Source organism: Bdellovibrionales bacterium (genome assembly GCA_016716765.1).
Classification (GTDB): Bacteria; Bdellovibrionota; Bdellovibrionia; order Bdellovibrionales; family UBA1609; genus JADJVA01.
In genome coordinates this window covers 623619-642861 of record JADJVA010000025.1, presented here as the reverse complement: position 1 = coordinate 642861, position 19243 = coordinate 623619, and the positions used below count along the sequence as shown (strand labels likewise).

The 19243-nt window shown below is 45.9% G+C and carries 19 protein-coding genes; 9 read left to right on the top strand and 10 right to left on the bottom strand.

The window, feature by feature from the left end; all coding sequences use genetic code 11:
• Positions 1 to 23: 23 nt before the first annotated feature.
• A complete protein-coding gene (locus tag IPL83_19450) occupies positions 24 to 1127 on the top strand; it encodes a hypothetical protein (protein MBK9041298.1) in 1104 nt (367 codons plus the stop codon).
• 19 nt (positions 1128 to 1146) lie between these two features.
• The gene (locus IPL83_19445) at positions 1147 to 1887 is read left to right on the top strand and encodes a hypothetical protein (protein ID MBK9041297.1); all 741 of its coding nucleotides are present in this window, start codon (positions 1147 to 1149) and stop codon (positions 1885 to 1887) included.
• A 17-nt stretch (positions 1888 to 1904) separates the two neighbouring features.
• Here the strand turns inward: IPL83_19445 and recA are convergent, their stop codons facing one another.
• The 3 genes from recA to IPL83_19430 are packed head-to-tail and all read right to left on the bottom strand — an operon-like array spanning position 1905 to position 4093.
• Positions 1905 to 3035: a recombinase RecA gene (gene recA / locus IPL83_19440; GenBank protein ID MBK9041296.1), complete on the bottom strand. Its 1131-nt coding sequence runs from the start codon at positions 3033 to 3035 to the stop codon at positions 1905 to 1907.
• 18 nt (positions 3036 to 3053) lie between these two features.
• The gene (locus IPL83_19435) at positions 3054 to 3593 is read right to left on the bottom strand and encodes a CinA family protein (GenBank protein MBK9041295.1); all 540 of its coding nucleotides are present in this window, start codon (positions 3591 to 3593) and stop codon (positions 3054 to 3056) included.
• Complete coding sequence (locus IPL83_19430; GenBank protein ID MBK9041294.1) at positions 3590 to 4093, bottom strand: phosphatidylglycerophosphatase A; 504 nt, start codon at positions 4091 to 4093, stop codon at positions 3590 to 3592. The genes IPL83_19435 and IPL83_19430 overlap by 4 nt, the downstream gene beginning before the upstream one ends.
• A gap of 208 nt (positions 4094 to 4301) precedes the next feature.
• On the opposite strand from IPL83_19430, the gene IPL83_19425 reads away from it, so the two are divergent.
• Genes IPL83_19425 through alaS form a run of 3 tightly spaced genes read left to right on the top strand, consistent with a single transcriptional unit; the run spans position 4302 to position 8689 of the window.
• A complete protein-coding gene (locus IPL83_19425; protein MBK9041293.1) occupies positions 4302 to 5537 on the top strand; it encodes a type IV pilus twitching motility protein PilT in 1236 nt (411 codons plus the stop codon).
• Positions 5515 to 5973, top strand: coding sequence for a regulatory protein RecX (locus IPL83_19420; GenBank protein MBK9041292.1), 459 nt, complete (start codon positions 5515 to 5517; stop codon positions 5971 to 5973). The genes IPL83_19425 and IPL83_19420 overlap by 23 nt, the downstream gene beginning before the upstream one ends.
• On the top strand, positions 5960 to 8689 hold the full coding sequence (gene alaS, locus IPL83_19415) for an alanine--tRNA ligase (GenBank protein ID MBK9041291.1): 2730 nt from the start codon (positions 5960 to 5962) through the stop codon (positions 8687 to 8689). Before IPL83_19420 ends, alaS begins: the two co-directional genes overlap by 14 nt.
• Before the next feature lie 5 nt (positions 8690 to 8694).
• On the opposite strand, the gene IPL83_19410 is transcribed toward alaS, so the two are convergent.
• On the bottom strand, positions 8695 to 8880 hold the full coding sequence (locus IPL83_19410; GenBank protein ID MBK9041290.1) for a hypothetical protein: 186 nt from the start codon (positions 8878 to 8880) through the stop codon (positions 8695 to 8697).
• 206 nt (positions 8881 to 9086) lie between these two features.
• Positions 9087 to 11633: a M12 family metallopeptidase gene (locus tag IPL83_19405; protein MBK9041289.1), complete on the bottom strand. Its 2547-nt coding sequence runs from the start codon at positions 11631 to 11633 to the stop codon at positions 9087 to 9089.
• Between the two features lie 79 nt (positions 11634 to 11712).
• Here IPL83_19405 and IPL83_19400 point away from each other — a divergent pair, with 79 nt between their 5' ends.
• Complete coding sequence (locus IPL83_19400) at positions 11713 to 12129, top strand: hypothetical protein (GenBank protein MBK9041288.1); 417 nt, start codon at positions 11713 to 11715, stop codon at positions 12127 to 12129.
• Positions 12130 to 12139: 10 nt separating this feature from the next.
• Positions 12140 to 12829 (top strand): hypothetical protein, encoded by a 690-nt coding sequence (locus tag IPL83_19395; protein ID MBK9041287.1) that lies wholly within the window; start codon positions 12140 to 12142, stop codon positions 12827 to 12829.
• 37 nt (positions 12830 to 12866) lie between these two features.
• On the opposite strand, the gene speB is transcribed toward IPL83_19395, so the two are convergent.
• Both speB and IPL83_19385 read right to left on the bottom strand, forming a co-directional pair.
• Entirely contained in the window at positions 12867 to 13802 is a 936-nt protein-coding gene (gene speB / locus IPL83_19390) for an agmatinase (protein MBK9041286.1), read from the bottom strand.
• A 2-nt stretch (positions 13803 to 13804) separates the two neighbouring features.
• Positions 13805 to 14323, bottom strand: a complete 519-nt coding sequence (locus IPL83_19385) for a hypothetical protein (GenBank protein MBK9041285.1) — start codon at positions 14321 to 14323, stop codon at positions 13805 to 13807.
• Positions 14324 to 14395: 72 nt separating this feature from the next.
• Here IPL83_19385 and IPL83_19380 point away from each other — a divergent pair, with 72 nt between their 5' ends.
• Together IPL83_19380 and IPL83_19375 are read left to right on the top strand one after the other, a co-directional pair.
• Positions 14396 to 15430, top strand: a complete 1035-nt coding sequence (locus IPL83_19380; GenBank protein ID MBK9041284.1) for an A/G-specific adenine glycosylase — start codon at positions 14396 to 14398, stop codon at positions 15428 to 15430.
• Positions 15431 to 15459: 29 nt separating this feature from the next.
• Entirely contained in the window at positions 15460 to 16593 is a 1134-nt protein-coding gene (locus IPL83_19375) for a PD40 domain-containing protein (protein MBK9041283.1), read from the top strand.
• A 45-nt stretch (positions 16594 to 16638) separates the two neighbouring features.
• Here IPL83_19375 and IPL83_19370 read toward each other — a convergent pair whose 3' ends face one another.
• The 3 genes from IPL83_19370 to IPL83_19360 all read right to left on the bottom strand — a co-directional run bounded on the left by IPL83_19370 (position 16639) and on the right by IPL83_19360 (position 19145).
• Positions 16639 to 16782: a hypothetical protein gene (locus IPL83_19370; protein MBK9041282.1), complete on the bottom strand. Its 144-nt coding sequence runs from the start codon at positions 16780 to 16782 to the stop codon at positions 16639 to 16641.
• Positions 16783 to 17202: 420 nt separating this feature from the next.
• Positions 17203 to 18570 carry a DUF1552 domain-containing protein gene (locus IPL83_19365; GenBank protein MBK9041281.1) on the bottom strand — a complete coding sequence of 456 codons (1368 nt, stop codon included), beginning with the start codon at positions 18568 to 18570 and terminating at the stop codon, positions 17203 to 17205.
• 23 nt (positions 18571 to 18593) lie between these two features.
• A complete protein-coding gene (locus tag IPL83_19360; GenBank protein MBK9041280.1) occupies positions 18594 to 19145 on the bottom strand; it encodes a DUF1588 domain-containing protein in 552 nt (183 codons plus the stop codon).
• Between the last annotated feature and the right edge of the window lie 98 nt (positions 19146 to 19243).

The window sequence follows — 19243 nt, the reverse complement described above, 5'->3', positions numbered from 1 at the left end:
TTCAAAGGAAGTACGATCAAAAAGTGCAATTTCTTTTAATTCAAATGAGAGCTATCATACGAATTCTCTGGAAGACCGCAAGAATTCTATTTTTTGTTGGATCAGTAGCCTTTCATCCAGTGGGACGGGCTCAATTCGTAGACAAAGACAATCCCGGAGATACTAGTCTACAAACTCCAGCTCAGAGTGATGAAACCGAAATAGGTACCGAAACTCAATGCGATACTTGCGAAAGAAGAGGGCTCCCTCCGATAGAATTGATTTCTCAACCACTCCCAGAAATAGAGCCGATCATTAACAGCCCCCAACTTGATCAACGTTGCTTTTCTCAGGATGGCAATTCTCTTCGCCAGCAAAGCGGCTTCAGTGCAATTTTGGCCCGTGCGAGAGGACGCGGTCGAGGCAAACCCTGCATCAGGGAAATGACAAACATTGCTTGCAACGAGTCTCCTTGGAGGGGTCTCGACCTAAAGGAACGGTTCAATCGGTTGATTTCGCTTGGGAAAGTTCACGCCGATAAGTATGGACTCGATGTAAGGGCCATGCCCTGTGTCGCTACAGCTGAAACTCTCACCTTGGAGCCGCTGATTAAAGTTTACGGTGCTTGTTACAATAACCGCTCCTCTGCCCAAGGTTTGGGACAAATGACTCGTTCAACTTTGAAATCTTATGTTCTAAGAGGAGGAGCCGGGCTTGCCCCCTTCAAAAGCACGATACCCCCGTTCAACGCCCCCCCATATTCAAGTCGAACCGTAGCCTCAGCAGAGAAACTTTTTGACGCGATGGCGACCAGTGTTGATTTACAAATGGAGATCATGGCTTATACCTTGCGGGAGAAAAAGCGAAAATCCTCAGATTACAAAATGTTTTATCGCTACCATGGAGTTTCATCCGCCTATGCAGCAGCAAACAACAAGTGTATGATGTGCCTCAAGGGTCGCTTAACTAAAGACGGCCAGTCAGTGGGGAAGGGCGATCCTGTCGAGTGTTTAAGCCACGTTGCTCGAGGGAATCGTGGATTCTACGGCAAGGCCAATCGGCAAATTTTCCGAGCATCTCAAATGGATAGAGAGGCCTGCAACAGAATACGATCAAAGGGCTACAAGCCGATGTGTGGAGCAAGATAAATCGTAGATGGAGTTTTTTATGGATATTCAACTAAAACGTTCCTTAGAGTCATCATTATCTGTTTTTATTTGCATCTCTTGTTTTGTACTTTTAGGTTGTTCCTCTCCTTCTACTGAAAAGGATCCCCCTCAGTCTGGTGAACTTCAATTTAAAGAAGCCACGGCAGACAACTATTCAAAATCAGATTTTGCTGGAGCAAATCCCTCTTCTCTCCAAGCATCTGAAAAAGCTGAGCGCTCACCAAGTGGCGTAGAGAGTGCAGACGACATTGAGAAAATCGGTGAAATCAAATTTAACAAGGGACATTGGACTTCCGAAGCACGCTACTTTTCCGACCGAGGTGAAGATAAGATAATTATCAAAAGCCTGGAAAACCAGCAGGAAAAAACCATCTTTGAATACATTGAAAAAGAAGACCGTCTTGCAGATGGCAAGGGAGAACTCGTCTTGATCTCTGATGCTCGCTTTGCGAGTCCCCTCCTTCTCACTCGCTGGATCAGGGGAATCCGCCTGGGGGTCTTGCGCATTTTTGATCCAGGCGTTTCTTCAAAACCTATCTTTGAATGTGTATCAGGGGCAGAAGAAATAGAGTATGAAGTTAAAAACGAACATATCTCTATTTCATTTCAAGATCCAGAGGCCGACATCCCCGCTTTTTCTGAAGAAGAACCACCAACGATCTCTTTTGACTGGCCCCTTAAGAAGGGGAGTAAACCTCCTAAAGGATGCAAGTCAATTCCACTTCATAAAAAGAAATAGGCTCGGAAAAATAGATTCTAAAATGAGTCCTCCTGAGACTTCCTTTTACGTGACTTGGATTTCTCTTCATCAATCCCGTTCTCAGCCTCAATAATCTTGTTTCCGGCAGAAACAGGAGTCTCGCTAGATGGCTTTGTTCCGGTGATGCCATAGGCTTCAAGCAGTTGATGGCGAAGGTCTTTCATGAGGGGTTGATTCTCTTTCAAATAAACCTTGGCTGCATCACGTCCCTGACCCAATCGATCACCTTTATAACTGTACCAAGCACCAGCCTTATCAATCAGTTCCTTCTTCACAGCCAAATCTAAAAGATCTCCTTCTTCAGATATTCCTTCGCCATACATCAAATCAAACTCTACCTTTGTAAACGGCGGCGCCATTTTATTCTTTACAACTTTGACGGCCGTACGGTTACCCGTCACATCCTCGCCGTTCTTGATCGAACCGATACGACGAACATCAAGACGAACAGAAGCGTAAAATTTCAAAGCATTGCCGCCCGTTGTTGTCTCCGGATTACCAAACATAACTCCTATCTTCATGCGTATCTGGTTAATAAAAATCACCAGAGTCTGACTCCGGCTGATCGCCCCCGTCAACTTACGCAAAGCTTGAGACATGAGACGAGCCTGTAGACCCATGTGACTATCACCCATCTCACCCTCGATTTCAGCACGAGGAGTCAAAGCGGCCACCGAGTCCACGACGAGAACATCAACAGCCCCTGAACGCACCAATGTTTCGACAATTTCAAGCGCCTGTTCGCCCGTATCGGGTTGGGAAATCAGCATATCCTCAACCTTCACTCCTAATTTTCGAGCATAGGAAACATCCAGAGCATGCTCAGCGTCAACAAAGGCCACAGTTCCCCCAGCTTTCTGGGCCTGAGCGATCGTTGAAAGGGCCAAAGTTGTTTTGCCGGAAGATTCTGGTCCATAAATCTCGACGATACGTCCTCGAGGTAACCCACCGATACCTAAAGCAATATCAAGACTCAAAGAACCCGTACTAAACACAGGCACGTCAGCATAAAGACTCCGGTCACCACCAAGTTTCATGATGGAGCCCTTGCCAAACTGCTTTTCGATCGAACTGATCGCCAGCTCAAGAGCCTTAGATTTGTCACTACCTGTTTGCAAACTAGACATGGGGAGAACTCCTATCTCTTATTTTTGTTTAGGCTCACAATTCAAAGTCGTAAGCAAGAGTTCCAATCCATAAGAAGCCGATTGAAACTGAACTTCCATTCTTTCTTTTCCATCGAAATATCTTTGCTCCACCCTATCAATTCCCGGACCGCACAAAGCGAAGCAAACAAACCCCAACGGCTTTTCTTTCGTGCCGCCCGTCGGACCGGCCACCCCTGTAATACTCAAAGCCCAATCTACTTCCAAGACCTTTCGAGCTCCTTTTGCCATGCACAAGGCGACAGGAAGATTCACTTCACCTAAACACTGAAGAATATGACGCGGAACGCCCAACACTTTTTCTTTAATTCTTCCCGAATAACTCACAATGGATCCTCTAAAAAAAGAGGACACTCCAGCTTGAGAGGTGATCCAAGACGAAAGCAGGCCTCCCGTACAACTCTCAGCGAAGCCCAGAGTTCTCCCATGGCTTTCAAACCAATTCTTGAGTTCCTTCACCTGCATTTCAATTTCTGAAAAATCAGACGCAGAGCGCCATCTGTTCTCTTTTCTATTCATAAGACCAACTGTACACCCAACCAACTTGTTTTGACGTAGATAATCTGAAGAACAACATTGGTCATTATTCCTGCTAGTAAATCATCTGCCACCACTCCTAAACCACCTTTAACTCTCTGATCCAAGACCGAAATCGGAAATGGTTTGACGGCATCAAGTGCGCGAAACAGAACAAACCCGATCGCAAAACTTTGCCAGGTTAGGGGCAACCAAGTCATTGCCACAGCAAACCCCACCACTTCATCTATGACGACTTCCTGAGGGTCCGAGGTTCCGAACAAATTCTCATACACCTGAGCAACGATGACAGCAATGAGGGCCAAAATACCAACGCTGGCCATATAAAAGTATTCACCGCCCAAAGCCAAGAGCGGAATCAAGGGCACGGCTGCTAAAGTTCCCACTGTTCCCGGAGCCACTGGTGCTCGTCCCAAACCTCCAACTGTGGCAACCCAGACAACCCAATGTTTCGAATTTGGAACTGATTTTTGGTCCTGCATAAGTGGCCCATCATTGAAGCGATTTAATATCGTGTCAAACAAGAAAGTTCGGTCCTTTTTACAGACGAAGGTGGGAAGAGTTACATATTTGGCAGCACCAGACTTCGATTTTTGTCAGCTTCACTCTATACTCAAAGAAAAGGCCATCTCAACGTACAATTGCCGAATTTCTCAATTGATTGAAGGGTAAAGATATATCATGGCGAACATTGGACTCGATGAAATTTTACGATTGGCAATGAAAAAAGGAGCCAGTGACGTCCATCTGAAGGCCGGACTGATGCCGGTTATTCGTCGCCATGGGATTCTCCGTCCACTTGCGGGCGATCTAACCCAACTCAGCGGAGATGAAATTGACGCTATGGCAAATAAAATCATGGATGCCAGAACCAAAGATACCTTCGAAAGAATGCACGAAGTCGACTTCGGTTACGGGATTTCAGGTCTTGGCCGTTTTCGTATAAACGCCTTCAGGCAGCGTGGGACCACTCGAATGGTCATCCGAAATATTCCTCATAACATCCCTTCTTTTCAGGAATTAAATCTTCCTCCGGTCGTTGAACAAATTGCCAACTATGAAAGAGGACTTGTTCTCGTAACGGGTGTGACAGGATCTGGCAAATCATCGACCTTGGCAGCCATGATAGACCACATCAATAGGACAAAAAATAAACACATACTGACAATCGAAGACCCGATTGAATTTCTCATCCGAGATCGAAAGTCTATCATTACCCAACGCGAATTGGGCATTGACGCTATTGGATATTCTAACGCACTCAGGGCAGCACTCCGTCAGGATCCGGATGTGATTCTTATTGGCGAAATGCGCGACAAAGAGTCTATCGAAATCGCACTGTTAGCTGCTGAAACAGGTCATCTTGTATTATCTAGTCTTCATACCTTGGACGGAAGAGAGACCGTGAACCGCATTATCGGAGCTTTTGAAGCCAATCATCAACACCAAGTGAGACTTCAGCTTGCAGGAGTCCTCAAGGCCGTTATCAGCCAACGCCTGGCGCGTAAAAAGGATAAATCTGGTTTTGTTCCGGCTGTTGAGATAATGATCAACAACGCTCGCATTCGAGAAATGATTGAAGATCGAGATAAAACCAAAAACATCATCGTCGCCATTGAGGAAGGAATGGTTCCCTGGGGAATGCAATCCTATGATCAAAGCCTCTTGAGGTTATTAGGATCTGACATTATAACCTTTGAGGAGGCTCTTGCGCTGTCATCAAACCCAGAGGATTTTCGCATGCGCTGCAGCGGTGTCGACGCATTGGACGGAAAAAAGTGGACATCGGGCACGGTCGATCAAAAAGTCACAGATGACTGGCACGGACTTTCTGAGGTGGAGATAGAAACCCCACCAGAATTTAAAAAACGGCAGAAACAAAAAGGGAAGGAAGATTCCGAAGGTGACGACGAGGACAAGGGATAAAAAAATTGAATCTTCGGACAACCTTGCCCTTGCGGTGGCCAAACTCGCTAAGCTTTTGAGCCAACGTGATCACAGCGAAAAAGAACTCAAACAAAAGCTAGCCGTCCATTTTCAGCTTGAAATCATTGAAAAGGCCATCGAATGTGCAAAAAACAATCGTTGGCTTCTGAAAGAAAGCGAACTTGCTGAGAAAGTGGCGCAAATTCTTGGTCGTAAGAAGAAAGGTCAACTGTACATCCAGAACTACCTGCGACGCAAAGGACTTCCACAGGTGGCCTTCGATCAGGATCAAGAAATGAACAACGCCCGGAATCTTCTTGCGCGCAAATTTGGAAGCGAAATAGATTTTGAAACAAAACAACGTGCCTATCGCTTCTTGGCCCATCGAGGCTTTGAAGATTACATTATTAGGGAAGTGCTCTATGAAAAGTCGTGAAGTCCGTTCTACCTTTATCAATTATTTTAAGAAGCAGCACCACCAACCAGTCAGCTCGTCGCGTTTGATTCCAGAAAATGATCCCACGCTTCTGTTCACTAATGCAGGGATGAACCAATTTAAGAATGTTTTTCTAGGTCTTGAATCCCGCGAATATAAGCGCGCTGTCTCCTCGCAAAAATGTGTTCGCGCTGGAGGAAAACACAATGACCTAGAAAATGTGGGCCAAACCGCCCGTCATCACACTTTTTTTGAAATGTTAGGTAACTTTTCTTTCGGAGATTATTTCAAAAAGGAAGCAATCCACTATGCATGGGATTTGGTCACTAAAGAATTTGGTCTCCCCAAGGATCGACTCTATGTTTCAGTATTCGAAAAGGACGATGAAGCCGCTCAGATCTGGCAACAACAAGAGGGAGTCCCTAAAGATCGCATTTATCGGTTTTCTGAAAAGGACAATTTCTGGAGAATGGGAAATAGCGGCCCCTGTGGGCCCTGTTCTGAAATTTTCTATGACCTGGGTCCTGAAGTAGGCGGAGATCCCCTTCAGAATGTAATGGGAGGTGATGGTGACAGATTTGTAGAGTTTTGGAACCTCGTATTCATGCAATTCAACGAAAGCGAAAATGGCGTTCAGACACCATTACCCAATCCCTCAATTGACACAGGAGCCGGCCTCGAAAGGCTGGCGATGATTCTCCAAGGCGAAATCAGTAACTACCATACTGACGCTTTTCAGGATCTTATCGCTGTGGCCATGAAAATTTCAGGGCACGAATATTTAAAATCGATGAAAAATATCAGAGACAAGGACAAACCTGGCTTAGAAGCAATCAATGTCGCCTTTCGGGTCGTTGCTGACCACGCTCGAGCCGCCGCCTTTTTGATTTCCGACGGCGTTTTGCCTTCCAATGAAGGACGGGGTTACGTTCTGAGAAGAATTCTTCGTCGAGGTATTCGATTTGCCCAAAAGTTAACTGAGAAGGAAAGTCTCATGGTCCCGGTGATCGAGCAGGTGATCAGTCAAATGGGCGACATCTATCCTGACCTTTCTGCTCAGAAAAAATTGATTCTACCAACCATGAATGACGAAGAATCCCGATTTCTCAACACTCTGTCTCAAGGGACTCACTTACTCGATCAGGCGATTCAGAATCTTATCAGTCGCGGACAAAAGATTCTCGATGGAGATCTCGTTTTTAAACTTTATGATACCTTTGGTTTCCCTTCAGATCTCACTCGCCTCATTGCCTCTGAACGTGGCATTCAAGTTGACGAAATCGAATTTGAGCGAAGGATGGAAGCCGCCCGGCAGACAGCCAGAGCCTCCTGGAAAGGCCACAGCTTGAGTGGAGACCAGGCCCATCGCATCAAGGAGACTCAGGCCTTGCTTCGTGAGATGGGACCAACAAATTTTGTCGGCTACCAAGGAGTTACTCAGGCTTCTGGGACTGTCCTCCTGCTTTCTGATGGCAAGGATACAAAGAACCATCTCCGGGTCAATGAGTTAGGCACGATCGCCTGCGACTCCACTTGTTTTTACGCTGAGAGCGGCGGTCAGGCCGGAGACGTGGGTCGGATTGTAGGGCCTGGCGGCCAAGCCGAGGTTCTCGATACAACCAAACTAAACGACATCCACCTTCATCACATTAAAGTTGTGGACGGTGTTATCAATAAAGGAGATCTTGTCCATCAAATTGTTCTGAGCGCCGAGCGCTTGAACACCGCCTCTAATCACTCAGCGACCCACCTCTTGCATGCGGCTTTAAAACGAATTTTAGGAAGTCACGTAAACCAGGCCGGATCACATGTTCAACCAGGACGGCTCCGTTTTGATTTTACGCACAACAAGCCATTGAGTGAAGCAGAGCTTCTCAATATTGAAAATCTTGTTAACGATGAAATAGGCTCTGCCAGAAATATTTCGACAACAGTCATGACGGCAGACGAAGCCAAAAATTCAGGTGCCGTCGCTCTGTTTGGTGAAAAATACGGCGATAAGGTGAGAGTTGTGAAGATGGGAGACTTTTCGATGGAACTGTGCGGAGGCACTCATGTTGAAAACACAGCCATCATCCGACTCTTCATCATAGTCTCAGAAGGAAGCGTCAGCTCTGGTGTTCGCCGAATTGAGGCAATAACGGGACAGATGGCCAGTCGCTTTCTCTTGAAACACACGCGTGAAAACGTGAAAGCACGTCAACTGGCAGGGCTGAGCGAAAACTGGACCCAATACCTGGAAGAAGAAATCTCAACACAACAAAAATTAGACGATTGGGTCGACAAACAAAAACTGGAAATCAAATCTCTTCAGAGGCAGATTGCTCATTTAAAAGGAAATCAAATCAATCTAGATGATTTCGTTTCAGCCGCAATTCCGTTTGAATATCAAGGAAAGTCAGGAAAGCTTGTTTTGGCGGACATCCCGCTGGATGACCGAAAAATTCTCAGCGAAATTGGAGATAAATTGCGCGACCAAATTCAATCAGGCGTCATTATCATTGTGGGTCAGGGAGAACAGAACCACCCCATCCTGGTATCGGTAACCAAAGACTTGGTAGGTCCCATCAATGCCGGAACTATTTTAAAGGAAATTTCCCAAGAAATGGGTGGCAAAGGAGGTGGACGGGCCGACTTTGCCCAGGGTGCTGGGACTGATCGGAGTGGTCTCCCAAATGCATTTGATAAAGCCCGAAGCCTTGTGGGTCTCCGTTGACAAATTTAAACTGGCCCACTTGATTGTTGTTCCAAACTCCAAGGGTGCCTGGCTGAAGCAAATCTCAGGAGTCCAGGATCTTCAAACATGCGTCCGGCAGCAGCGCTCACGTTGTGAGCACTGCACCAAGCCGAACTCGATCCTGAAATCCTGAGATTTGCTTCAGCCAGCTCCCTGTGTCTTTTGGACACAACAGATTCACCGATGGCTTGCGGGCCAGCCGCTGTATTAAAATTTAGATTCTCCTTGGCGAGACTCCCGAGCAGAGAGGTTCAAAGATCCTTGGGTTTAAATGGCGCTTTTTTTGTCGATAGCACTTTAAAGCCAAATGAGTTGAAAAACTGATTCGGCCTTAAAATCCCAATTCAGATAAAACACCAACGCAAATCAAAAGCTACTAGAAACTACCCGAAACTGTCTGCGTAAGTCCGCAGTTGTATTCGAAAGTGAAGAATATAGTCCCATGACGACCTCCGAAAACACTCGAATTTCCATTGAATGTGGCGGAGTGATCGCTCTCATTGTAAGACCATCCACTATTAATGATTGCTGTCTTGCCGACGCCAGGGGTACCGCATGTTCCTTTACCATTCGGTCCACCTTCCTCATAATATTCAAAACAACCCTTCAATACACCGACCGAAGGAGGTGGCACATTGTTCACTCTCAATCCACCGTTCGAGACAGAAGTATCTGGGTACCCAATTGTGAAGGAGGCTCTCAGTGCCGTTTCACCCGGAGCTTGCACAACCGCCGTAAAAGTCCCAGGACACCAGCCCACTTGGTAAGGCCGAATCTCATATTTCCAATTAAACCGGTTGTTGCCTGTTGAGCCCGTCGCCGCCCAATCTTGCATGCGCGAAAGATTGGGAGTGCAGGAACCAGAACCAGGAGTCAAACACCACATCGTCGTGTCCGGAAGATTTGAGGCAGATCCGGTAACTCCCACACTGTAGCTTCCACTGACAAAGGAGAGACCAGTGACGGCTGGAGTGCCGCTGCCCAGGGTAAAAGACTTCGATCCAAGATCTGGGTTGGTCTGACCCTGAAGATCGATTCCGTAGGCTCTGATCGTGTGCTGCTGATTGTTTCGATAACTGTCTGGCACTCTAAATTCGAAACCATGATCGCCAGCAATCCCAAAGGCAGTGTTCACATCACCTCGAGGTCTATCAGCCCTGCTGGACCCTGCAAAAGCACCGTCGATGTAGTAATGGACGTCAATATTTGCGGCTGAACTGTTCGGATCGTAGCTCCAGCCCTTCAACACGCCATCTGCCGTCAACACATCGACGTTGCCACGAGGCGCCTCGTTTTGAGCTTGACTTGCAACGCAGGCGGTTCTCGCCGAATTGGGCTCAAATCCAGTATTGCAGGTCTTCACTCGACAAGCACCACCCACCCAATTGCCGGTTGTGCCATCGCAAGTTTGACCTTCCATCTGTCCTGTTCCGTTGGAGATGTTGCAACTGCCCCCTTTATTTGCGTTGTTACACGCAATGTTGCCAGTGCCCAAAGTGAAAGTTTTTGCTCCGAGCTCTGGATTTGTCTGACCCTGAAGATCGATTCCGTAGGCTCTGATCGTGTGCTGCTGATTGTTTCGATAGCTGTCTGGCACTCTGAATTCAAAGCCATGATTGCCGGCAATACCAAATGCGGTGTTCACATCACTTCGAGGTTTGTCAGCCTTGCTAGCACCTGCGAAAGCACCGTCAATGTAATAATGGACGTCAATATTTGTCCCGGAACTGTTCGGATCATAGGTCCAGCCATATAAAACGCCGTCTCCAATAAATCCATCGACATTCCCGCGCGGGGCTTCGTTATTACTTCCAGATTGAACGCAAGCCGCTCTCGCCGAATCAGGTTGAAAACCCGTGTTGCATGTCTTCACTCGACAAACTCCGCCCACCCACTGTTGAGTGGATGCATTGCAAGTTTGATCCTCCATTTGTCCGGTGCCATTGGTGATACCACAGCTCGCTCCCTTTGCAGCTGGATCACACTGACCGCCCCCGCCACCGCTACTCAATTCGGACTTGTAAAGCTCCTTCACGCCAGAGGCGTCCAGACCGCTCATGGGCACAACTCGTTCAATTTTTTGGCCATTGCGACTGCGAATGGTGTCATTGCCGTTTTTAGAGAAAAACTTCACCCCGTAATGCATAACAGATGTGAAATCATAGGCGCCGAGGATAACTCCAGGAAGAATATCAAACTGGTCCTTATACTCTGGTATGATGTTGTCGTATAAGATTTCGACGTGATTGTCACGATCGGTTCGCGATTGCTCGTGCCACAAACCAATGGCGTGGAGAAGTTCGTGAACGTTCGCTGCCAGCCCACAGCCTCCCGCTCCAGCCTGTACAAAAACCGATTGAGCGCCGCCCTGCCGACCAACATAAGATCCACAAGTGTTTGCTTGATCTGATTTCACAAATTCCAGGTAATCCGTCTCATTTGTTCTTTCCACGAACTTAATTCCAGTATTGCTTGTAATCGCTTGCATGGCGGACTTAAGACTATCAGCTGCTGGAGAAACTGCTGATGTAATCACGTAAGGTACAATTCCCTTGGTCCACAGCCTTCCTCCCTCAATGGCAAAGGCGAAGGACTGTATTCCACTAAACTCAGCAAAATCAAGAACTCCCGTTGCAGATGAAGGAAGAACAAAATTAAGTGGCTTCACGCTCAGTTTATCTATTCTACCTAATATAATATCGTCTTCAAAAAAAGCGTATCCATCGACATTTCTAAAGGGCAATTCTTTTTCATAGATGTTCTGGTCTTGAAAAAATCTTGCCAAAACAGTACCGCGAGAACCGTTTTCGGATAGATTTAGGTGCGCTACATCGAATTTCCCGCAGCCAGATATAGCCATAAAAAATAAGTTCACAGACAGACTTAATCTTCTAAAAGAACTGATTAAACTTAATTTACTCAAAATGAATCCCTCCCTGTTCCCCTAGCTACCAAATGCAACAGGATAGCCAAATTGAAACACTTTGAATTCAGGAAGTTACATGATTATGACTGACTCGATTTCAAACAGCTGTCTAAAAACTTTGGACAGATGTCTCATAATGAGTCTCAAAAAATGGACTGTTTCTTCCGACAAATTAATTATGATAAATACGATCGCAATGAAGTTTGTTCGATTTTTCTATTGGCAGTTAGACACAAAAACCAAGAGCACCGCAATGCTCGCTATTTGCCTTGTCTCATTTTGGAACACCTCCGCCAGCGCCCAACTTAAGAAATCTGACTTAGGCAACCAGCCTGTTTCTGAAATGGCTGAGTCACCGATCCAGAACTCCAGAACACAACAGGAAGCACAGATCAGTCCCGAAGAATACAAGCGCCTCATGAAGGAGCTTGAGGCAGCTAAAAAGCTCATGGAAGAGCGAAATCTTGCGCTTGATAAAATGATGAAGGAATAGAAAATTTCACATGAAATTACTACGCGCCCTTCTGCTCCTTTTCTTTATATTATCGGCTAAACCAGCTAGCGCCTTTGAAATCCCAGATTTGAAAATTGGCTCAGGATCACTCTTTGACCTTAAACTGTCGTCAGGAGTTGCCCAAATTGCAATAACTGTTGCCGGTCGTACTTCGTCAGATGTTGCCCTTGAATTCTATTTCAAAGATCAGTCCTTTACTGGAATTGAGATGTGGCAACGCTTTCACGTTCAACCAAACGGGAAAAAACTCTCTTTGTCACAAGGCTATGTTCTAATGCCTCAACTTGGGGGAGACCCATTCATATTGACTGATGAATATCTAAAAGGCTTTGACGGCGCTCAAATCTCGACGTTCATGTTTGAATCTGCCGATGAATTACGCCAATCCAAAATTGGGATCGAGAAGATCACAGTGCCTGCCGGAACTTTAGAAGCCACTCACTATCGGATCATCGACCGCGATCAAACAGTTGATTTCTGGACCCATGAAAGCGCTAAACCAATTGGCATCGTAAAAATGATTTCATCGGGCAAGTCGCTCAAACACAACTATTCATTAGAGCTCAAATCCCTGGTGACAAATTCTGCACCAAAAATAGACCCCAAAACGGCCCGGCCACTAACCAAAGAAGCCAAAGAGTTTTTGCCAAAACCTGGAACCAGCTTGATGATGGATTGATCATGAAAAATCAAATTCTTTGGATTCACAAACAGAATTAGGTCTGATCAGCCATCAAGCAAAGACATTCAAAGAGTACGTCCACGCCAGCCAGGGACGTGATTTCAGAACTATCGTATTGCGGAGATACTTCAACTAAATCTGCCCCAACAAGCCTTTTTATTTTTAGCGCCCGAAGTATGCGCTGAGTTTCATACGTAGTCAGCCCACCCACCACTGGTGTCCCTGTCCCCGGGGCATAAGCAGGATCTAAACAGTCAATATCGAAACTGATATAAGTCGGAGATGAGTCAAATACTGGAAGCCGACCCAAAAAGGTATCGAGAGACACTCCCCTTATATCGTCCACAGTGACAATATTCATCTTATGCTTTGTTACAAAACCAAGATCACTTTCGCCGGCCAATGGGCCTCGAATTCCTAAATGCAAAGATTTGCTCACATCGATGAGACCCTCTTCGATAGCGTGACGGAGAAAAGAGCCATGGTGGTACTCGCAATCCCAGGCTGCGGGATAAGTATCCAAGTGAGCATCAAAATGAATCAGAGCTATCTTTTCACCCGCACTCCTTCGCACAACTCTAAGTAGAGGCAATGTGATTGAATGATCCCCTCCAACCGCAATAAATCGCTTATTCCCTCCTACCAACGACCTGAAATAATCTTCAATTTTATGATAGGTCTGCTTTTGGTCGATGGGCACGGTTGGGCAATCTCCGACATCAGCAACGCGCAGTCGATCAAACACATTGAGCGACCGAGACCAATTAAATCCCCTTCCCAATGAGGACGCCTCCCGAATGCGCGCTGGAGCAAATCGACTTCCTGGCCTATATGACACGCCGCCGTCATATGGAACTCCCACCATCGCCACATCAAAATCTTCGGAAGGAGAAACAACTGGCAACCTAAAAAACGTCTTAATTCCAGAGAATCGTGGTTGTTCCCGTCCACTCATCGGTTTAAAATCCATAGCTAAAATACTCCCCTTTGGCGACCTACCCACCACTCGATGGAACCATCTTTTGTTTTTCCGAGTCCAAATGATTCCCTGTTATCATTTTGCATATTCTGCTTTTCCAATTTTGGCCTTCGCTTTTGCACAACCTCACGAATCCTTCCGGTCCATTCAACTCCATTTAGTTCATAGACAATCCAAACCAAATCTTGAATCTCGGCTTCACCTTTGGCAGAAGTCAAAAATTCAAATTCGACTAACCAATGCCCCCCCAACTCACGAAGCTCAACCCTCTCCCAACGAGTTCCCGGCTCCTTGATGGGAAGATCTAGGACGCTTTTCCAAACCCCATTAGAAATCGTAATGCGATCAAATGTGAGTGAAACTTTATATGTCCCCTTTGAGAGGTCACAATTAAGGCGCGACAAAGCCCGCGTGCTACATTTGGCCCCGTGTTTATCAGTTTCTTTTGCCGCGAGCCCCCGAATCAATAACACGAAAGCAAGAAAAATCAAAATTCTCTTAAGAAAATGCATTTTTTCATTTTCCCACAATTAAGTTCGTTTGCCAAATCACGGAGACCTTTGAATAATTCCAAAAGCTATCGTATGACAGCAAGAACACTTGCACAACAGATTGAAACACAGGGCAATATTTCATTGGATAAAAGGAATCGTCACTCTCTTTGGACTTGGTATCAGAAGAACCATCGTCCTCTCCCCTGGAGGAAGACGTCTGACCCTTATCTTATCTGGCTCAGCGAAACCATGCTGCAGCAAACGACCGTTGAAGCTGTTTTGCCCTACTATGAGAAATTTCTGACATTGTTTCCCAGCATAGAATTCCTAGCCAGAGCGTCACAAACTGAAGTGCTCGCTGCTTGGGCTGGCCTAGGCTACTACTCGCGCGCGCGCAACTTGCACCAAGCTGCCCAGACTCTCGTCGAACTCGGGCGATTTCCAAAAACTCATCAAGAATTGCTCAAACTTCCCGGATTTGGACCATACACTGCGCGGGCTGTGAGTAGTATCGCTTTTGGCGAACCTGTGGGAGTCGTAGATGGCAACGTCATTCGGGTCCTCAGCAGATTTCATGCGGCCGACCTTGAATGGTGGAAACTGCAAGATCGAAAGAAATACCAGGCCTGGGCTGATAAAGTCGTTTTGGATCATCCACCAGGAGACATGAACCAAGCGCTAATGGACCTCGGATCTGCAATCTGCACCCCAAGCCAGACCTTTTGCCGCGTTTGTCCTCTGATTTCCGGGTGCAAGTCATTCAAATCCGAGACCCAACTCAAATTTCCTCGAAAGAGACCGCAGCGCTCCCGCGAAATTTGGTACTGGCAACCGAAACTTTGGGTTTCCAACGAGAAAGTACAAATGGTCATCAACCAAGGACAGCTCCCATTTTTAAAAAATCAATGGATCTTTCCCGGACCAGCCAAAAAGCGTAATAGCAAACCAGAGCGCTTCATGTTCCGACACAGCATCACCCACCACGATATCTTTGTCTTACCTCGATTGCAAAAGGGAATGGCAAGACCTTCAGATGGAGAATGGGTCTCAATTCAAAAGCTAGCCGAATGGAATCCTTCTTCTTTAATTAAAAAAACGCTCGATGCGTCCGATAAAGATTGGTAAATGAAATCGTGAGATTCGGGGATAAAATTTTGCGCTTATATCAACAGACTGGAATTTGGTTTTTACTTTCTACTTTCTTCATTTTGTTTTCTTGCCAAAACTTGCCAAAAAAAAATTCACAGCAAGTCATCCCTCCGAATTCTGGTCAATTGTCCCCGTCAGAGACAAACCAGAGCCAACCGCGACCACCTTCGAGCTACCAGCCCTCGTCCGCACAGCAATTGACGACAGAAGGAGAGAGTTGGAATGGATCTTTTTCGCCCGACGGAAGAAAGATCATTTTTCTCAGTAAAAAGCGAATCGGTCATTCCCAGAGCCAGGTTTATGAATTAAGCTTATCTCTCTCTCGTCAACGACGCGTCACTTTTCATGATGGAGATAACGCCAGTCCTCGATTTGATTCGTCTGGCAAATACATTCTTTACGCCAGCACAACGGATGAAATCAAAGAAGACCCCGTGTTTATTCAAAAATCTTTGTCTGAACTGAGCTCCCCTCACTCCACCAAGACAGTGGAGTCGAGTTTGGCTTCTCGCTCTTTTATTCCCCTGTTTAATGCTCCCCTTGAAATCTATCGAAGTACAAATTTTGGAAATCAGATTGAGCGTCTTACAACCTCAAAAAAATATGATTCTGAGGGCAGCTATCACCCGTCTCACCCGAGCATTTTGTTTACATCTCTGCGCAGTGGTCAGGCCAAGCTCCACCTTATGAGTATCGATGGAAAATCGGTGCGGACTCTTTCCAAGCAGAATTTTATTGAAGCGGAAGGGCAGTTTCACCCCTCAGGTCACAGGATTGTCTTTGTCAGATATGCCCCCGACATGAAATCTTCTCAACTCATCAGCTTAGATATACAGAAGGGTGAAGAATTCGCTTTGACGGAAGGAGCTGGAGTCCATTTGTCCCCCATGTGGCATCCTGACGGACAAAAAATTGTATTTTCCTCCAACGCAGAAGATGAAAATAATTTTGAACTTTATTCAATCAATGGGGACGGATCTTGCAGACAACGCTTAACCTACTCCCTTGGAGACGATTCCCTCCCCGCGTTTAGTCCTGACGGCAAATCAATTGTCTTTTCAAGCACCAGGACAGGAACAAAACAGCTTTATCTCATGGATTTTCGTCCACCCTCGACTTGCCCAACCTCAGGTCAGTGATTTATCCTACAGCATATGAGCCTATGGCGATGCAGATGTCTTTTTTTAATTTGTTTTTTGATAGGCCGTTCCGCTCTGGCGGCACCCATCCCAGTCACTTCCAGCTCCTTTGTTATTTCGAACCAAATAGGAAAATTTATTTCTGAGCGTGGCTTCTCGATCCATGCCGAAAAAACAGATTGGATTCATTCTGCTTCCCCTCCTGATAATCCTAACATTGCAGCTCTCTACCGCTCCAAAACGACTCATAAGGGAGTTCAAGCAGGTCTTACCATTCGCGTCGACGACCTCCAAATCAAGCAGTCACTAAAAAATTATGTCAAACAATGGTTGAAAGACTACCCACGCTTCGGCTTTGATATTCTCAATTCAAAACCAATCCGTATCAACAGCCAACGGGCTTTTTTGCTCGACATGATCAATCGCCAAACTTCCAGACAACTGAGACAAGTTGTTTTTTTGAAAAACAAGACCGCAGTGATTCTCACCTGTCGAGACCACCGCGAATCATTCAAGAGCGCACTCTCAACCTGCAACGAAATAATTTCCAACTTCCGCTGGGATAGTTAGAAAGATTTGTCTGTGAACCCTTCGATATTTAAGGCGATTCTAAGAAAGAATGCCCGAATTTCCTGATGGAGTTGATTTTTCACTAGTGATAGGATAGGGATAGCCCACCTTAACCGTATCCCAGGAGATAACATTTCCCGTGTTGGGATTATTAATTCCGTATGCTTTGAGCATATCGATCAAAAGATCCGAAATCGGCCGAAGAGAGTTCACGCTGCCCACTTCCTGTCCCCACTTAAACCCAGCCCCTCTACCGGCAATCAAAATGGGAGTATTGACGTTGACGTGCCCCAAAGCACAGTCACTCCCCGCATAAATGATCGTTTCATCGAGAAGGCCTGCTTCTTTGAATTTTCGAATAGCATAGCCAATCGTATCGACGTGGCCTTGTATAATGCTGTGATATCTATTATCGCACTCTGCACCAGTGTGAACATGATAAGAATCGGCATCTCCTCTTCCAATATTACTGACTGATGTGTCCATTGTAATCGTACTGGTTCGAACCAAATCACATTGATGCGCGATAACATGTAGATCTATAGATTTTCGTAAAAACATATTGCAACTATTTATATCAGCCAAGTTGGCCGTGACAGACCCAAAGCTGCCAAGTGCGCTACAGGTTTTTGCAACGTTGCTATCAATATACTTTTCAATTTCACGAATCTGCGTAAGGTACTCATCAAGTTTTATAGAGTCACCTGCATTTACGGACGCTTTGATCGTACTTAAATCACTTTTTACAAAATCCAACACGCTTTTTTTACGAGCGACTTCTTTCTGGCTGTTAGCCGCTGCTTCGCTACTGATGATGAAGATCTTATCAAACATAGCCCTCATATTCACTATAGGAAGAATAGGTTTCGTAGAACTTGCCCAGCTAATCGTTTTCCCACTGTCTCCATGCACAAAGCCCAGACCTCCGTCTTCGAGAGTGACTCCGGTAACCAAAGAATGCAGTGGAACACCAGAATTATCTGCCCTGACTTTATCAGCTATCAATTGATCTATTGACCTGGCATTTTGTGGCGCGCTGAGAAGAAGCTGTTTATTCCGGATAGAATAGCCAGTGGTCAACATAGAATATCCATTTCCATGTGTTGTATCTGAACCATCGTATCCTCCGGCAACATCTCCGCCACCAAAACCTCGAGGGATAATCAGATTAGAACGAATATCAGAAAGAGTTCTCAGGTAGCCACCCACATCGAAGTGCCAATTGCCTTTGCTTCCCTTATCTCCTGCGGCTCCTTGCGGCCAAGCCATAGCAACAAATCTCTTTCTCATTCCAAGAGATTGACCATATGCAGCTGTTGAACCTAGGACTGAAATCGACTCCAAATAAGGAAGCCACAGCGTCGCACCAATACCCCTTATGAAAGTTCTTCTGCCCATCTTATTCATCAGGTCCACTCCCTCGATATCAATTATTGTTTTTTCATTGCAAACTGTGGAGAAGACACAAGCGACTCGATGAGATTTCTCAAGGGCATCTCTTCGCTCGCACCAGCCACCACATCAGCGACCAAACAATTACTGCTCTTATAAAAATCCATCTGACTAGCGAAAGAATTAACCTGTCTAACGAAGCAACTTTTGAACTCAAGTGAATTTCGCAATATTTGCATCATCCCACGGTGATCAACATAAGTTTGCCCAAGGAGTTCACCGCTCGCATCAACAGCATTGCCGTCAGAATAATGCTCGCGAAAGCCCCCAAAGCCGTTGTATTTCTCCAACGCAATCCCAAATCCGTCTATATACTGATGACAGCTCAAACAAGCAGGATTTGAGCGGTGATACTCAATCATGCCCCGGACTGATCCAATGCCCTTATCTTTGAGCTCCTGCTCGATTTTCTCGATTTGTTCGATCGTGGACTGAGATATGTTTGGAAGTTTTTGACATATAAATCGCTGCTGAATTAATGATCCACGACCAACGTAGAGCTTTTTTTCACTCTCTTTGAATGTTTTCATAAAAATAAGAGGATGGGTCAATAGCCCTGTGTATTCGTTTGATTGGACCGGTACAAGCGTCTGACCTCTCGTCCCTGATAGATTAAATTTGTCGGCAA

What these genes read in the sequence shown, in the direction of transcription:
- IPL83_19445 (MBK9041297.1), top strand. Translation starts at nt 1,147, where the DNA reads ATGGATATTCAACTAAAACGTTCCTTAGAGTCATCATTATCTGTTTTT.
- IPL83_19370 (MBK9041282.1), bottom strand. Translation starts at nt 16,782, where the DNA reads ATGAATCCAATCTGTTTTTTCGGCATGGATCGAGAAGCCACGCTCAGA.
- IPL83_19360 (MBK9041280.1), bottom strand. Translation starts at nt 19,145, where the DNA reads ATGAAAACATTCAAAGAGAGTGAAAAAAAGCTCTACGTTGGTCGTGGA.
- alaS (MBK9041291.1), top strand. Translation starts at nt 5,960, where the DNA reads ATGAAAAGTCGTGAAGTCCGTTCTACCTTTATCAATTATTTTAAGAAG.
- IPL83_19380 (MBK9041284.1), top strand. Translation starts at nt 14,396, where the DNA reads ATGACAGCAAGAACACTTGCACAACAGATTGAAACACAGGGCAATATT.
- IPL83_19385 (MBK9041285.1), bottom strand. Translation starts at nt 14,323, where the DNA reads ATGCATTTTCTTAAGAGAATTTTGATTTTTCTTGCTTTCGTGTTATTG.
- IPL83_19435 (MBK9041295.1), bottom strand. Translation starts at nt 3,593, where the DNA reads ATGAATAGAAAAGAGAACAGATGGCGCTCTGCGTCTGATTTTTCAGAA.
- IPL83_19395 (MBK9041287.1), top strand. Translation starts at nt 12,140, where the DNA reads ATGAAATTACTACGCGCCCTTCTGCTCCTTTTCTTTATATTATCGGCT.
- recA (MBK9041296.1), bottom strand. Translation starts at nt 3,035, where the DNA reads ATGTCTAGTTTGCAAACAGGTAGTGACAAATCTAAGGCTCTTGAGCTG.
- IPL83_19430 (MBK9041294.1), bottom strand. Translation starts at nt 4,093, where the DNA reads ATGCAGGACCAAAAATCAGTTCCAAATTCGAAACATTGGGTTGTCTGG.
- IPL83_19400 (MBK9041288.1), top strand. Translation starts at nt 11,713, where the DNA reads ATGATTATGACTGACTCGATTTCAAACAGCTGTCTAAAAACTTTGGAC.
- speB (MBK9041286.1), bottom strand. Translation starts at nt 13,802, where the DNA reads ATGGATTTTAAACCGATGAGTGGACGGGAACAACCACGATTCTCTGGA.
- IPL83_19365 (MBK9041281.1), bottom strand. Translation starts at nt 18,570, where the DNA reads ATGAATAAGATGGGCAGAAGAACTTTCATAAGGGGTATTGGTGCGACG.